This is a genomic window from Polymorphospora rubra, from assembly GCF_018324255.1.
GTDB classification, from domain to species: Bacteria; Actinomycetota; Actinomycetes; order Mycobacteriales; family Micromonosporaceae; genus Polymorphospora; species Polymorphospora rubra.
Genome location: NZ_AP023359.1, coordinates 7,771,805 through 7,787,014 on the forward strand (window position 1 = coordinate 7,771,805; position 15,210 = coordinate 7,787,014).

At 72.6% G+C, this 15,210-nt stretch carries 15 protein-coding genes; 6 read left to right on the forward strand and 9 right to left on the reverse strand.

The window, feature by feature from the left end:
* Positions 1–11: 11 nt before the first annotated feature.
* On the forward strand, positions 12–983 hold the full coding sequence (locus Prubr_RS34120) for a nickel/cobalt transporter (protein WP_212819538.1): 972 nt from the start codon (positions 12–14) through the stop codon (positions 981–983).
* A gap of 109 nt (positions 984–1,092) precedes the next feature.
* On the opposite strand, the gene Prubr_RS34125 is transcribed toward Prubr_RS34120, so the two are convergent.
* A complete protein-coding gene (locus Prubr_RS34125) occupies positions 1,093–1,578 on the reverse strand; it encodes an Lrp/AsnC family transcriptional regulator (RefSeq protein WP_425517964.1) in 486 nt (161 codons plus the stop codon).
* A gap of 155 nt (positions 1,579–1,733) precedes the next feature.
* Between Prubr_RS34125 and hppD the strand changes: the two genes are divergently transcribed.
* Together hppD and Prubr_RS34135 are read left to right on the forward strand one after the other, a co-directional pair.
* Positions 1,734–2,939 (forward strand): 4-hydroxyphenylpyruvate dioxygenase, encoded by a 1,206-nt coding sequence (gene hppD, locus Prubr_RS34130; RefSeq protein WP_212819542.1) that lies wholly within the window; start codon positions 1,734–1,736, stop codon positions 2,937–2,939.
* Between the two features lie 118 nt (positions 2,940–3,057).
* Positions 3,058–3,819: an ATP-binding protein gene (locus Prubr_RS34135; protein ID WP_212819544.1), complete on the forward strand. Its 762-nt coding sequence runs from the start codon at positions 3,058–3,060 to the stop codon at positions 3,817–3,819.
* A gap of 172 nt (positions 3,820–3,991) precedes the next feature.
* Here Prubr_RS34135 and Prubr_RS34140 read toward each other — a convergent pair whose 3' ends face one another.
* Positions 3,992–4,657, reverse strand: a complete 666-nt coding sequence (locus Prubr_RS34140; RefSeq protein ID WP_212819546.1) for a hypothetical protein — start codon at positions 4,655–4,657, stop codon at positions 3,992–3,994.
* 254 nt (positions 4,658–4,911) lie between these two features.
* Here Prubr_RS34140 and Prubr_RS34145 point away from each other — a divergent pair, with 254 nt between their 5' ends.
* Entirely contained in the window at positions 4,912–5,145 is a 234-nt protein-coding gene (locus Prubr_RS34145; RefSeq protein WP_212819549.1) for a hypothetical protein, read from the forward strand.
* A 109-nt stretch (positions 5,146–5,254) separates the two neighbouring features.
* Positions 5,255–6,091, forward strand: coding sequence for a siderophore-interacting protein (locus Prubr_RS34150; RefSeq protein WP_212819551.1), 837 nt, complete (start codon positions 5,255–5,257; stop codon positions 6,089–6,091).
* Positions 6,092–6,170: 79 nt separating this feature from the next.
* Here the strand turns inward: Prubr_RS34150 and Prubr_RS34155 are convergent, their stop codons facing one another.
* From Prubr_RS34155 to Prubr_RS34185, 7 genes are all read right to left on the reverse strand, one after another.
* Entirely contained in the window at positions 6,171–6,989 is an 819-nt protein-coding gene (locus tag Prubr_RS34155) for a MetQ/NlpA family ABC transporter substrate-binding protein (protein ID WP_212819553.1), read from the reverse strand.
* 68 nt (positions 6,990–7,057) lie between these two features.
* Complete coding sequence (locus tag Prubr_RS34160) at positions 7,058–7,714, reverse strand: methionine ABC transporter permease (RefSeq protein ID WP_212819555.1); 657 nt, start codon at positions 7,712–7,714, stop codon at positions 7,058–7,060.
* The gene (locus tag Prubr_RS34165) at positions 7,711–8,694 is read right to left on the reverse strand and encodes a methionine ABC transporter ATP-binding protein (RefSeq protein WP_246568033.1); all 984 of its coding nucleotides are present in this window, start codon (positions 8,692–8,694) and stop codon (positions 7,711–7,713) included. Before Prubr_RS34165 ends, Prubr_RS34160 begins: the two co-directional genes overlap by 4 nt.
* 376 nt (positions 8,695–9,070) lie before the next feature.
* A complete protein-coding gene (locus tag Prubr_RS34170) occupies positions 9,071–10,813 on the reverse strand; it encodes a VanW family protein (RefSeq protein WP_212819557.1) in 1,743 nt (580 codons plus the stop codon).
* Between the two features lie 122 nt (positions 10,814–10,935).
* Positions 10,936–11,817, reverse strand: a complete 882-nt coding sequence (locus Prubr_RS34175; RefSeq protein ID WP_212819559.1) for a hypothetical protein — start codon at positions 11,815–11,817, stop codon at positions 10,936–10,938.
* Between the two features lie 72 nt (positions 11,818–11,889).
* Positions 11,890–14,049 carry an MMPL family transporter gene (locus Prubr_RS34180; RefSeq protein WP_212819561.1) on the reverse strand — a complete coding sequence of 720 codons (2,160 nt, stop codon included), beginning with the start codon at positions 14,047–14,049 and terminating at the stop codon, positions 11,890–11,892.
* Between the two features lie 174 nt (positions 14,050–14,223).
* The gene (locus Prubr_RS34185) at positions 14,224–14,769 is read right to left on the reverse strand and encodes a hypothetical protein (protein ID WP_246568035.1); all 546 of its coding nucleotides are present in this window, start codon (positions 14,767–14,769) and stop codon (positions 14,224–14,226) included.
* A 79-nt stretch (positions 14,770–14,848) separates the two neighbouring features.
* On the opposite strand from Prubr_RS34185, the gene Prubr_RS34190 reads away from it, so the two are divergent.
* The gene (locus Prubr_RS34190) at positions 14,849–15,208 is read left to right on the forward strand and encodes a hypothetical protein (RefSeq protein WP_212819563.1); all 360 of its coding nucleotides are present in this window, start codon (positions 14,849–14,851) and stop codon (positions 15,206–15,208) included.
* The last annotated feature ends 2 nt before the right edge of the window (positions 15,209–15,210 follow it).

Sequence of the window (15,210 nt, forward strand, 5' to 3'; positions counted from 1 at the left end):
GACCACCGGCGATGAACGGGCTTGGCGGGATCGAGGGCCGGCTGGTCGCCCTCTTCGACAGCGGTGCCGTGTTCTGGCTGGCACTGCTGGTGGCGCTCGGGGTCGGGGCCGCCCACGCGGTCGCCCCCGGACACGGCAAGAGCGTGACCGCGGCATACCTGGTCGGCACCCGCGGCCGGTACCGGGACGCGCTGCGGCTCGGGCTGATCGTCGCGATCATGCACACCTTCTCGGTGCTGGTGCTCGCGGTGGCCTGGGTCGGCGTCAGCGGGCTGGCCGGCTTCGGCACCGAGCGGGTCACCGCCTGGATGCAGGTGCTGGCCGGCCTGGTGGTGATCGGGGTCGGGGTGCACCTCACCTACCGCCACATCCGGGGCGGCGGCCACTCCCATTCGCACGGACACGGGCACGGCCACTCCCACGGCCATTCGCACGGCCACGGCCACGGCCACTCCCACGGGCACGATCACGGGCATTCGCACGATCACGGCCACGGGCACTCGCACGACCACGGGCACGACCACGCGCATCCGCACTCCCCCGCCGGGGGCGGCCCGGCCGGCGGTCAGGAGGCCGGCCAGGTCGTCGTCGCCGCGCGGAAGCCCGAAGCCCCCGCCACGCCCGCCGAGACCGCGGCCCCCGCGCCGACCGACCCGTGGTCGCGCCGCGGTCTGATCGCCCTCGGCCTGTCCGGTGGCCTGCTCCCCTCCCCCTCGGCCTTCCTGGTGCTGGTCAGCGGCCTGCTCACCGGGCGGGCGCTGGACGCCGTCCTGCTCGTCATCGCCTTCGGGGTGGGCATGGCGCTCACCCTCACCGGGGTCGGCGTGATCACCATCCGCGGCTTCGCGCTGCTGTCCGGCCGTACGGCCCGGTGGGCCTGGGCCTCGACGCTGGTGGCCTGGCTGCCCGCGGTCGCCGGGGTGGCGGTCGCGATCGGCGGTTGCCTCTACCTGGTCGCGGCCGCGGGCTCGCTCGCCGGCTGACGGCGGAGCTCCAGGGCACCGGAAGGTGCCCCGGGGCTCCGCTCAGCCCGGGACGTACTCCATGACCCGGCCCGGCCCGCCGGGCGACCCGCCCCGGACCGGCACCGGGTCAGCCGGCCGGGGGCCCGGCGGCCTCGTGGACCAGCGGCAGGGTCCGGTACGGGATCTGGGTCTGCAGGGCGATGGTGCTGGCCGCCCGCTCGATGGCGGCGGTGGCGACCAGCCGGTCGATGACCCGCTGCAGGTCGGCGTTCGACCTGGCGACCACCCGCAGCAGCATGTCGGCGGTGCCGGTGATGGTGTGCGCCTCCAGCACCTCCGGGATGTCGACCAGCAGGGCGGCGACCGTCTCGTGCCCCACCGACTGGGTGATCTCGACGCTGACGAACGCGGTGACCGGATAGCCGAGCGCCGCCGGGTCGACCTCCGGGGCGAACGAGCGGATCACCCCGCGGGCGAGCAGCCGGTCGAGCCGGGCCTGCACCGTGCCCCGGGCCACCCGCAGTTGCCGGGACGCCTCGAGGACCCCGATCCGGGGCTCGCGGGTGAAGAGGTCGAGCAGCCTGGCGTCGAGCTGGTCGAGTTCAGCGGTCACCCGCCCGAGGATAGTCATCCTGCACAGCGATTCGTCGCAGCACCCCTGCATTCTGTACACCCTGACCAGCGTTGACTCTGACTGTTGCACAACCCGGAAGGGTGCGGTTCGCTCCCCACATCGGCGTACGGCCGACCAGACCCGGAGGTGGACCGATGACGATCCAGCCGACCCTCACCCCGCAGGAACGCCAGGCCGACCTGGACCTCCAGCAGCTCAAGCAACTGGTGGGGCTGGTCGAGTACGACGCCAGCGCGGACCCGTTCCCGGTCACCGGCTGGGACGCGGTCGTCTTCGTCGTCGGCAACGCGACCCAGACCGCGCACTTCTACCAGTCGGCGTTCGGGATGGAACTGGTCGCGTACAGCGGACCGGAGACCGGCAACCGCGACCACAAGGCGTACGTCCTCAAGAGCGGCTCGTGCCGGTTCGTGATCTCCGGCGGGGTCGACCCGGCCAGCCCGCTGCTGGACCACCACCGCCGGCACGGCGACGGGGTCGCCGACATCGCGCTGGAGGTGCCGGACGTCGACCGCTGCGTGGCGCACGCCCGCGCCCAGGGCGCCACGGTGCTGGAGGAGCCGCACGACGTCTCCGACGAGCACGGCACGATCCGGACGGCGGCGATCGCCGCGTACGGCGACACCCGGCACACCCTGGTCGACCGGTCCCGCTACACCGGGGTCTACCTGCCCGGATACGTCGCCCGTGAGTCGACGTACGTCCGGCGCGACGGCGCGCCGAAGCGGCTCTTCCAGGCGCTGGACCACGTGGTCGGCAACGTCGAGCTGGGCAGGATGGACAACTGGGTCGACTTCTACAACCGGGTGATGGGCTTCGTCAACATGGCCGAGTTCATCGGCGACGACATCGCCACCGACTACTCGGCGCTGATGAGCAAGGTGGTCGCCAACGGCAACCACCGGGTGAAGTTCCCGCTCAACGAGCCGGCCCTGGCCCGCAAGCGGTCCCAGATCGACGAGTTCCTGGACTTCTACGGCGGCCCGGGCGCCCAGCACCTGGCGCTGGCCACGAACGACATCCTGCGCACCGTCGACGTGATGCGGGCCGAGGGTGTGGAGTTCCTGTCGACGCCGAACTCCTACTACGAGGACCCGGCGCTGCGGGCCCGGATCGGGCAGGTCCGGGTGCCGATCGAGGAGTTGCAGAAGCGGGGCATCCTGGTCGACCGGGACGAGGACGGGTACCTGCTGCAGATCTTCACCAAGCCGATCGGCGACCGCCCGACGGTGTTCTTCGAGCTGATCGAACGGCACGGCTCGCTCGGCTTCGGCAAGGGCAACTTCAAGGCGCTGTTCGAGGCGATCGAGCGCGAGCAGGAACGGCGCGGCAATCTCTGACCGGCACCAGGTGTAGGCCGGCCCGTCCGGTGGGTACCTGTACCCGCGCGCCGGGTCGGCTCTCGCACCTGTTCGACCCCCGGCGGCTGGATGGACGGGGTTTGAGCGTGGACGGGCGATGAGGGCCTTCGCGGTGATGGCGGCGGACGTGGAGTCGGGGGCACTGCTGCTCACCCTGCGCGGACCACTGACGATGCCGGCGGTCGCCGCGTCGTGGCTCGCCCTCCAGCGGTGCCTGACGCACTATCCCCGGGCGGTCGTCGTCGACCTGTCGGACGTGGTGATCGTGGGTACGGTGCCGGCCACGCTGCTGCCGGTGGTGCTGCGCCGGGGAGCCCGGCTGCCCGGCGTGTCGGTGCTGGTGCACGGCGCGGCCCCGACCTTCGCCGGGCGGCTGGCGAGAGGCCGGCACGGGCCCCGGGTGCTCGCGGCGCGGGCGCAGGCGGTCGCGGCGGTCGGCACGCTGCCCGAGGTGCCGGGCGTGCGGCGGGCGCACGCGCGGCTCGCCCCGGTGCCGCAGGCACCCGGCCGGGCGCGCGAACTCGTCGACGGCGCCTGCCGGACGTGGGACCTGGAGCATGTGGTCGAGGACGCCAAGCTGATCGTCTCCGAGCTGGTGAGCAACGCCGTGGAGCACGCCGGGACCGACATCGACGTCACCGTCCGGTGCCACCGGGGGCTGCTGCGGCTGGGCGTGGCCGACCGCAGCGTGACGACGCCGGTGCCGGCGACGCGGGACGAGGGCGGGCGGGCCGGCGGGCCGGTCGCGTTGCGCGGCCGTGGGCTGCCGATGGTGGCGTCGCAGTCGCGGGAGTGGGGCGTCATTCCCGGACCGAGCGGCAAGATCGTCTGGGCCGCGCTGCCGACCGCACGCGGGTAACGGCCGGTTCCGGGCCGGTCGGATTCGGATCAGGGCCGGTCGGGCCCGGGCCCTGAGCCGGTCGCGGCCGGGCCGGGCGGATCAGGGCCGGTCGAGCTCGGGGCCGTCAGCCGGTCGCGGCCGGGCGGGTCAGGGCCGGGCAGGCTCGGGTCGTCAGCCGGGCTCGGGGACGTCAGGCGGTCGCGAGCTGGCGGGCCTGCGCGTAGCTGCCGTCCAGGTCGATCCGGGCCAGTGCCCCGACCAGCCACGCCAGTTTCTCCGACTCCCGCCGTCCGGTCAGGTCCGCCAGATCCTGCGCCGAGTCTCCGAGCCCGAGCCGCCGGGCCGCGGTGAGGGCCCGTCGGTCGGCGAACGGGCCGATCTCGGCCCACACCACCTGGACGTCACGGAAGAACAGGTCGACCACGCCGCCGTCGACACCCGGCAGTTCGCGCAGCAGGGACCGTTCGGCGGCCGGGTCGCGCCGGGCGGCGGTGCGCAGCCGGCGCAGGTCGCCGCCGTACCGCTCGGTCAGGGCCGTGGCGGTCGCGCCGACCCGGTCGGCGAGCGTGGCGGCCCGTCGCTGGTCGTACGAGCGCAGCACGGCGGCCCGTTCCCCGGCCGGGCTGGCGGCCATCCGGGCCGCGGTGTTCCAGCCCCGGTCGCGCAGTGCCCTCGCGGCGGCGGCCGCCCGCCGGTGGTCGGTCGAGCCGCGCAGGAGTTGGGCCAGGCTGAGCAGCTGGTAGAGGTTGGCCGGGTTGTTGAGCACCGGGAGGCCGTATTCCTCGGCGAAGCCGCGCCCGCCGTGGCGGACGAGTTGCCGGACGAACCGGCGCCGGTCCGGAATCTGTACTGCCATGCCGGTCGGCTACCCGCCCCGCGGCGGCGTAGTCGTACCGGCGAGGGTGGCGGCCCCGTCCGCTGGCCGGCATCCCGGGGCGGTGGCCGTTGCCGATCTGGGCGTAGGGGACCTTATCCGCGCCGGGTAGGGTCCCGCACGCCCAGATCAACTTCACCACCCGCGCGTACGGGAACCGCCGGCAGGTGGTCCGGACGGTCGGGACGGCATAGTCGCGGCCCCGGTGGGAAGGCGCGGGCCGGAGGAGGTGCGCGATGCGGGTGCGGGACCTGGTGGAACCGGTCGAGGAGAACGACGCCGACCTGGTGACGGTGTTGCAGTCGGTGCTGGAGCACAGCTGGCGGATGGACGCGTACGCGCGGGAGGCCGACCGGGCCGGCGACGCCGAACTGGCGGGGTGGTTGCGCCGGATCCGCGATGACAGCGCCCGGGCCGGTGACCAGGGGAAAGTGCTGCTGGCGCATCGGTTGGACCGGGACGGTGGGTGAGCCGGGACCGATCCACGGCTGGGTGTGGTGGCGAGTTTCCGACAGCCGATCATGGAAAGCCACGCATGGTGGCGACTCAACTACGGCCAAGTTAGGTTAACCTAACCCTATGACGGACCGCAGGACGCCTCAGGTAAACCACGCCACGGTGGTGCACACCGAATGGCTCACACCGCACATGATCCGCGTGGTGCTGGGCGGTCCGGGGCTCGCCGGGTTCAGTGCCGGCACGTATTCCGACCACTATCTCAAGCTGCTGTTCCCGGTCCCGGGCGTCGACTACCCGCACCCGTTCGACATGGGGGCGATCCGGCGTGACCTGCCGCGCGAACAGTGGCCCCGGACCCGGACGTACACGGTGCGCCGCTGGGACCCCACGGCCGGTGAGTTGACGGTCGACTTCGTCCACCACGGCGACGAGGGGCTGGCCGGCCCGTGGGCGGCCACCGCCCGCCCGGGCGACGAGATCATGTTCCTCGGCCCCGGCGGCGCGTACGTGCCGGGCGAGGACGCCGACTGGCACCTGCTGGCCGGTGACGAGAGCGCCCTGCCGGCCATCGCCGCGTCGGTGGAGCGGCTGCCCGCGGGTGCGCCGGCGAAGGTCTTCATCGAGGTGTCCGGGCCGGACGAGGAGCAGAAGCTCTCGACGTACGGACGGGCCGAGGTGGTGTGGCTGCACCGCGGTGACCGGCCGGTCGGCGTGGCACTGGTCGAGGCGGTGCGGGCGCTGGAGTTCCCGCCCGGCATCGTGCAGGCGTTCGTGCACGGCGAGGCGCACTTCGTCAAGGAGCTGCGCCGGCTGCTGCGGGTGGAACGTGGGGTGCCGAAGGAGCAGTTGTCGATCTCGGGCTACTGGCGACGCGGGACGGACGAGGACGGCTGGCAGTCGTCGAAGGCGGAGTGGAACCGCCGGGTCGACGAGGAGGAGGCGGCGGCGGTCGCCTGACGGCCGGTGCCGGGCGGCACGCTGCCGCCCCGACACCTTCGGCCGGTCGGCACGCCGCCGCTCCGACACCTTCGGCCGGTCAGAACGCCGCCAGCACCGAGCCCTGGTACTTGTCGGTGATGAACTGCTTGACCTGCGCGGAGTGCAGCAGCTTCTCCAGCTTCACGATCCGCTCGTCGGTCTCGTCGCCGGCCCGCACCACGACCAGGTTCGCGTACGGGTTGTTCTCGCCGGACTCCAGCGCGAGCGCGTCGGTGGCCGGGTTGAGGCCGGTCGAGATGGCGTAGTTGCCGTTGATGATCGAGATCGACGTGTCGTCGAGGCTACGCGGCAGCTGGGCGGCCTCCAGCGACTCGATCTTGAGGTTCTTCGGGTTGGTGGCGATGTCGGCCTCGGTCGCCTTGACCCCGACGCCCTCCTTGAGGGTGAGCAGCCCGTTGGCGGCCAGCAGGTTCAGCGCCCGGCCGGAGTTCGACGGGTCGTTCGGGATGGCGACCACGCCGCCGTCGGGCACCTCGGCCAGGCTCTTCACCTTCTTGGAGTAGATGCCGAGCGGCTCGATGTGCACCGGGGCCAGCGCGGTGAAGTCGTAGCCCTTGGCCGCCTTCTCCTCGTCGAGGTACGGGATGTGCTGGAAGTAGTTGGCGTCGAGCTGCTCGTCGCGCAGGGCCACGTTGGGCTGGATGTAGTCGTTGAACTCGACGATCTCCAGTTCGAGCCCCTCGGCGGCGGCCAGGTTGTCCTGGACGTACTTGAGGATCTCGCCGTGCGGGACCGGGCTGACGCCGACCTTCAGCGGGCCGGTGCCGGCCGCGTCGTCGCCGGAGTCGGAGCCGCAGGCCGCCGCGCCCAGGACGAGGGTGGCCGCGGTGAGCAGGGTGAGGACGGTGCGTCGCACGGGAAAGGCCTTTCTTTCGGTTCGGCCGGTGGCTTTTCCACCGGCTGTCGAGGGATGCGTCGGGCCGGTCAGCGGTGGGACAGCCGGCGGGCGACCCAGTCGCCGAAGCTCTGGGTCAGTTGCACGAAGACGACGAGCAGCACGACCGTGGCGATCATGACCTCGGTCTCGAAGCGCTGGTAGCCGTAGCGGATGGCAAGGTCGCCGAGGCCGCCGCCGCCGACCGCGCCGGCCATCGCGGAATAGCCGACGAGGGCGACGAGGGTGATGGTGAGTCCGGCGACCAGGCCCGGCCGGGCCTCGCGGAGCAGGACCTTGACCACGATCGCGGTACGCGACGCGCCCATCGCCCGGGCGGCGGCGACCACGCCGGGATCGACCTCGCGGATCGCGGTCTCGACGATCCGGGCGTAGAACGGGATCGCGCCGATGGTCAGCGGGACGATGGCCGCCGTGGTGCCGATGGTGGTCCCGACGACCGCCCGGGTGAACGGGATCACGGCGACCAGCAGGATGATGAACGGCAGCGAGCGGCCGATGTTGACGACGAGGCCGAGCAGGGCGTTGACCGGCCACGCGGCGAGCAGCCCGCCCCGGTCGGTCAGCACCAGCAGTACGCCGACCAGCAGGCCGCCGACCGCCGTGATCGCGGTCGACACGCCGACCATGTAGGCCGTCTCCTTGCTGCCCTCCCAGAGCAGCGGCAGCATGTCTTCCCAGGTCATCGGGGGTCCTCCACGAGAATGCCGGCGCTGGCCAGATGTTCGCGGGGCGCGCCGGTGGCCGCCGCCGCGCCGGACAGCGCCAGCCGCAGCCGGCCGGCACGGGTGCCGGCGAGGGTCTCGACTCCCCCGCCGACGATGCGTACGTCGAGGTCGAAGCGGCGGGCGAGGTCGGAGACGAAGTTGCTGTCGGCGGCGGCGCCGACCACGGTGACGTCGAGCAGGGTCGCGCCCTTGACCGGGGTGGGTACGCCGAGCGGGAAGATCCCCCGGGTGAGTTCGGCGCCGGGGCGCAGCAGCAGGTCGGCGACCGGTCCGCTCTCGGTGATCCGGCCGTCGTGCATGATCGCGGCGGAGTCGCAGATCCGCTTGACCACCTCCATCTCGTGGGTGATCAGCAGGATGGTCAGCCCGAGCCGCCGGTTGAGGTCACGCAGCAGATCGAGGATGGAGCCGGTGGTCTCCGGGTCGAGGGCGGACGTGGCCTCGTCGGAGAGCAGCACGGTGGGCCGGGCCGCCAGGGCCCGGGCGATGCCGACCCGCTGCTTCTGACCGCCGGACAGCTGGGCCGGGTAGGCGCCGGCCCGGTTGGCGAGGCCGACGAGGTCGAGCAGCTCACGGACCCGCTCGGCCCGTTCGGCCCGGGGCATCCCCATGATCTCCAGCGGGAAGGCGACGTTGCCGGCGGCGGTACGCGACCCGAGGAGGGCGAAGTGCTGGTGGATCATGCCGATCCGCTGCCGGGCCTTGCGCAGGCCGTCCTCGCGCAGGCCGCCGAGGTCGACACCGTCGACGACGATGCGCCCGGCGTCGGGACGCTCGAGCATGTTGACGCAGCGCAGCAGGGTGCTCTTGCCGGCACCACTGCGCCCGAGGACGCCGTACACCTCGCCCTTGGCGACGGTGAGGTCGACGCCGTCGACGGCGGCGACCTCGGCGCGGCGGGTCCGGTAGACCTTGCGCAGACCGGTTATCTGGATCACAGAGGGGTTCCTGTCGGGGCATGGTTAGGCACCGCCGACGAAGCGGGCGCCCGGTCGGGACGCCCCGCCGGTCGGCGGTGCGCGGTGGGTTTGTGCGGATGGTCGTGCCGCCCGGGCCCGTACGTCGGTGCGCGGCGGATCCGGGACGGGATCCGGCGCTCACCCGGCGGCGCGCGGAGGGGTCAGGCGGAAACGGGCACGCTCGTCCGGCCGGCGGTCGACGCCGGCGGTGTCACTGGCAACAGCGCGCGGTGGAGGTCAACCCGTAGTCGACCACCCGGCGCCTGGTCAGGTGAGCCGCACGGTTCATGTGCCCCACTATTCAGGTAGGAATACCCAAAGGAAAATCTTGTCCCAGCAAATGGGACAGCGCAGCTCAGGAGCCACAGATGAAGCGCGGCTCGGCGTCGTAACGCCAGGAGAACTTCTCGCGTCTGAGTTCCTTGCCGTCCTTGTGGAAGATCCGCCACGCGTCCTGGGTGAAGCCGTCGATGCCGTCGGTGGCGATGCACGACGGCCCGGGCTCGAGGTGGACCACCCTCGGCTTGGTGATGTTGCGCCGGGGACTCCACTCGGTCTTCACGCTGTCGTAGATCCTGGTGCTCCAGATCGACACCGTGATCGAGTCGTTGGTCCACGACGTGTCGATCAGCAGCCCGTACGGGGTGTCGTTGCGGAACTTGAAGTCCAGGTTCGGGTAGAAGATCGTCGACTCGATCACCGCCGGGTACCGGCTGAACCAGTACGAGTGCGGCTTGTGCTCGACGTCCTCCAGCCCGGCGTAGTACGTGGCGTTGAACAGCGTGGTGGTGAACTGCGAGGTGCCGCCGCCGACGCCGGGCACCAGCTTGCCGTCCATGATCACCGGCGCGTCCCGGTAGCCCTGTTTGTAGCTGCGCTCCCCGGTGTGCCCGTTGAGCGAGAAGGTCTCTCCCGGCTTCACGATCGTGCCGTCGACGTCCCTGGCGATCGTCACGATGTTGTGGCTGCGCGCCGCCGACAGCCCTCCGGTGAAGTTCGTGGTGAACGTCGAGACCCGTTCCCTGATGCCGAACGCCGCCACCTGTTCGTCGGTCATCGCCGGCGGCGCGACCGCCAGCACCCCGGCGACCCGGCGGTCCGCCGTACGCGGCAGCACGGCGAGCAGGTCGCGGCCCAGGGCGGCGGTGTCGAGGCGTTGCCCGTCGACGCCGGAGACCACCTTCGGCTTGCCTGCGTCCAGCACCACCGTCGCGTCCTTCGGCGCCACCTCGACCTCGCGCAGCCCGTTGCCGAGCGCCGACCGCAGCTCCTTCTCGTCGATCCGGGGCTCGATGCGGCCGACGTCGTCGGCGGCGAGCACCAGGCTCTTCGCGATCGCGGCCGGCGGCACCACCACGTCGCCGCGCTCCGTGGTGACCGTCACCGGGCCGCTCACGGCCGGCTCCGCCAGTTCGGTGAGCAGGCGGTCGACGTCGGCGGCGGTGGTGGCCGGGTGCACGTCGAGCAGCGGCACGGTCACCTCGCGGCCGGCCGGCCACCCGGCACGCAGCACGTCGGCGGCGGTGGCCGGATCGAGAACCCGGCCGGACTCCGGATAGACCGGGCGGGGCGTGGTGCCGTCGTACGTGATGGCGGGCGCGACCACCGGCTGCCCGACGTCGCCGACCGCCTCGCGCAGGACCGCGTCGAGCCGGCCCTGGTCGACGGTCACGACCGGATCGACGGTGGCTCCGCCGAACAGTCGCGCGAACAACCCGGGCCGGGCGTCGACGGCGGCGGCGACGGTGGCGTCCACGTCGACCGCCAGCCCGACCGCGGACGGGTCCACCCGCGCGGTCCCGTCCTCGACGCGTACGGTGACCGGCGCCGCCAGGTCGGCGGCCCGCCGGTCGAGTTCGGCGCGCAGCGCCTCACCGGCCGCCGCCCGGCCCAGCCCGCCCAGCCCGACACCGAGCACGGTGACGCCGCGCGGCACCTCGCCGGTGTAGGCGTAGCCGACAGCGGCCCCGACCGGCAGCAGCACCGCCCCGGCGAGCGCCGCCGCGACCAGCGCCCGACGACGCGACGAAGGCCGGCCGGCCGGCGCCGGTGGCGGGGCCGTGGATACGTCGGTACGCCGCGCGTCGTCGGGCTGCACGTGGAAAACCTCGCAGGCGGTGGTCTGGTTCGGCGGGTTGCCGCCACAGGATCATATGCGCCCAAAGGTGGCGGGACCGTCACCACGTACGTGGTGACGGTCCCGGGGTCCGATCGGGTGGGTCAGCCGGCCAGCAGGTCGGCGCAGTCCGCCTCGTCGGGCAGCAGCGGGCGCAGGTGGACCGTCCAGGTCTTGCCCTCCGACGTCCACGGGGTGGCCGAGGTCGCCGTGGCGGCGGCCGACAGCACCTTCGCGGCGGCGTCACCGGCGGCGCTCACGCAGCCGACGTCGAGGCCGGGGCCGAGCGGCTCGCCGGGCAGCGCCGGGCCGGGCCAGGCGACCTCCGGCGGGGCGGGCAGGGCGGGGTCACCGGCGACCCACGGCTCGGCGATCGCGGCGACGGCGGTCGGGACGTACGCCGTGGGCTGACCGGTAGCGCCGGCGCCGAGCGTGCCCGACAGGTCGGTCAGCGACGCCACGAACTCCTTGACCTTGGCGCGGGCGCTGACCTGGTCGGCGGTGAGTCCGGCGCCGTCCTCGGGCGTCTCCTCGAGCGCGTACACCTCCAGCACCTTCTCGCCGTCGCTGGTGACGACGGTGATCCGGGTCGAGGCGGCGTCGGCGACCGGCGGCTGGCCGAAGTCCTTGGCCTCGCCCACCCCGGCGGCCAGAGCGCGCTCGACCAGGGCGTCGACGTCGCTTTCGCTGATCGTCTGCACCTGGAGGTTGGGCAGGGCGGGACCGGGATAGATCATGACCTGCGGGCCCTGGGTGAAGACCCGGCCGTCGCCGTAGACGGCGATCAGCGGGATCCGGGAGGCGAGCATGGCCGGAGTGCTGAAGCCGCCGGTGTAGTCGACCCGGATGGCGGCGACGTCGGACTCCAGGGACACCGGGCCGGGGTCGGGCCCCGCCGGGTCGTTGCCGCCTTGGGCGCAGGCGGCGGCGGTCAGAAGGAGTACGGACAATGTGGCAGCGGCACGAATGCGGCGGTAGATAGTCACTCCACTGTGACGGTACCGGTCGCCGTACGGTTCCCACCGTCATTCCGGGATCCGTACGGCGACCGGGCTCCGTCAGCGCAGGGCGTACTCCTTGTCGGTCGCCTCGATCTCGTCGGACTCCTGGAGGCCGGCCGCCTGCTGGAGTCTGCGCAGCGGTCCCGGCGCCCACCAGACGGCGTCGCCGAGCAGCCGCATGACCGCCGGTACGAGCAGCATCCGGACCACGGTCGCGTCGAGCACCAGCGCGATGATCATCCCGACCCCGATGAACCGCATCATGGCGACGGTGGCGAACGCGAACGCGCCGGTCACCACCACCAGCAGCAGCGCGGCGGCGCTGATCACCCGTCCGGTGCGGACCAGGCCGGTGGTGACCGCCTCGACGGTGCTGACCCCCTTGGCACGGGCCTCGACCATCCGCGACAGCAGGAACACCTCGTAGTCGGTGGACAGGCCGAACACCACCGCCGCCATGAGGACCACGATGCCGACCTCCAGCGGTGCCGGGGTCACCCGCAGCCAACTCTCGCCGTGCCCCTCCTGGAAGAGCCAGACCAGGATGCCGAACGTCGCCGACAGGCTGAGCACGCTCATCAGGATGGCCTTGATCGGCAGCAGGATCGAGCCGAAGGCGAGGAACATCAGCACGAACGTGGCGCCGGCCAGCAGGCCGGCCATCAGCGGCAGCTTGGCGATGGTGGCGTCGAGGCTGTCGACGTTGCGGGCGGTCGTGCCGCCGACCAGCAGGTCGGTGCCGGCGGGCGGGGTCAGCGCCCGGATGTCGGCGACGGTGTCCCGGGCGGCGTCGCTGAGCGGGTCGCGGTCGGCCAGCGTCGCGGTCAACACCACGAGGTCGCCGCCGGCGCCGCCCGGGTTGACCGCCTCGACGCCCTCGACCGCACCGACCCGGCCGGCGAACGCCTGCGCCGCGGCCTGGTCGGGGGCGGCACCGTCGGCCCCGCGCAGCACCACCTGTACGCCGTTGCCGCTCATCACCGGGAATTCGGTCTTGAGCGTCTCGATCGCCTGCCGGGCCGGGTCGCTGGCCGGCAGCACCCGCTCGTCGACCTCGCCGAACCGGACCTGGCCGATCGGCAGGGCGAGCAGCACCAGGACGGCGAGGATCGGGGCGGCGACCAGGACCGGACGGCGCATGACCACGGCGGCCAGCCGGGCCCACCCGCCGCCGTCGGCGGTGGCCCTGCGGCGGGGCAGCCGTACGGCGAGCCGGTCGACCCGCGGGCCGAGGATGCCCAGCAGCGCGGGCAGCAGGGTCAGCGAGACGACCGCGGCGAGCGCGACGGCCGTCATGCCGCCGTACGACAGGGACTTGAGGAAGCCCTGCGGGAAGAGCAGCAGGCCGGCGAGCGCGATGATCAGCAGGGTGGCGGAGAACATGACGGTACGGCCGGCGGTGGCCACGGTGTGCCGTACGGCCACCTCGGGCGAGCGGCCGGCGGCCAGCTCCTCCCGGAAGCGACCGACCATGAACAGGCCGTAGTCGATCGCCATGCCGAGGCCGAGGAGGCTGGCGACGTTGACCGCGAACGAGTTGACCTCGGTGGTCAGGGCGACGGCGTGCAGGATGCCGAGCGAGCCGAGCACGGCCAGGCCACCGACCAGCACCGGCAGCGAGGCGGCGACGAGCGAGCCGAAGATCAGGACGAGCAGGACGAGCACGATCGGCAGCGAGACGAGTTCGGCCCGGGTGAGGTCGGTCTTCGACCGGTTGGAGGTCGAGTCCTGGAGCGGGCCGCTTCCGGCGATCTGCGTCTGCGCGCCGCCGACGGCCAGTTCGTCCTTGATGGCCCGGTAGGACTCGAGCTTGGCGTTCTCGTCGTCGCCGACGAGGGTGATGACGGCCAGCGCGCTGGTCTTGTCGGGGGTGGCCAGCTGCGGCGCGCCGGTCTGCCAGTAGCTGCTGACGTCGAGCACGGCCGAGTCGGGCAGCGCGTCGAGCCGGGCGGTCACCTGCTGGGCCAGCCCGGGGTCGTCGACGGTGCCGGACTCCGGGGTGTAGATGGCGACGACGTCGCCGCCCTGCGGTCCGAGTGCCGCCTCGACCGCGGCGGCGGCCTTGGCCGACTCGCTGCCCGGGTCGATGTAGCCGCCCTCGGTGAGCTGGTTGAAGACGCCCAGGCCCCAGACGCCGGAGCCGACGACCACCACGGCGACGACCGCGAGAACGGTCCAACGCAGGCGGTAAGTGAATGATCCCCAGGAAGCGAACACGCCCCGTCCCCCGGTCGCGATGAGATGGTGATGGCACCGACTGCCTGAAGTGAATGCTGTTCACCGCGAACGCTAGGTTGCGGGTGTGGTGACGGGCTACCCGGATCCCCGGTTGATAACCAACGTCACAGCACGCCGTCGGCCGGCAGGCGCCGCCCGGACGGCCCCGATGTGCTATGCGCGACGGCCCCGGGCGATCGCCCGTACGGTCAGCAGCGCCACGACCAGGACGACCTGACCGCCGAGGATCACCTTGTTGAGGTCGAGTGCCGGACGCCAGTGGACCCGGCCGTCACGCAGGACGAACACCCCGACCGGACGCGCCGACAGCCGCATCCCGGCCCCCGAACCGCCGCCCGCGTGCGGCGCCGCGCCGCCACCGGACCCGTTGCCCTGCTGCCCCGCCGCAGCGGCCGGGTCGGCGTTGCCGCCGCCACCGCCACCACCGCCGTGGCCCTTGACCCGGGCCACCGGGATCACGGTGACCTCACCCCGGCTGACCGGCTCGCCGAACACCGTGCCCGCCGTGGTCTCCCCGACGGCCCGCCGGACCAGGTCCAGAACGGCCACGCCCATCGCGTTCGCCATCTCACCACCCCCTGCGGCCATCGTGTCCCAGCCACCGAAGATCAGGCGGCCGAACCGGCGGCAACACCCGACGGCGCGGAACACCCCGCCGACGCCGGAAACCGCCCGGAACCGCAGCTGTCGGGTTGGCATCAAAGAGGGAGTCCGGCACGCCGGTCATGACTTAGCGTTGCCGTCAGCACAGAGCGAAACCGAAAAAGGAGAAAGCACAATGGCCGAGGTCTTCATGGAGGACATCAACGGCGACGGGGTCGAGGACATCGTCGCGTACGAGGTGCTCGAGGACGGCGGGATCATCGCCGGCGCCGACACCGACGGTGACGGGCTGGTCGACGTGATGACCTACGACCACGACGGTGACGGCGTGGCCGAGCAGGTCTGGGAGGAGGGCGTCGGCACCTACGACGTCCCGCCGACCGAGCCGACCGCCGAGACCGCCCCGGACTACTCGGCCGACTACTCCTCCGACAGCGCGCCGGTCGAGTCCGGCGGCTACTACGACGCCGGCGCCGTCTCGGACATGCTGGCCACCCAGCACGAGACCTCGATGTCGATCATCAACAACATCTGATC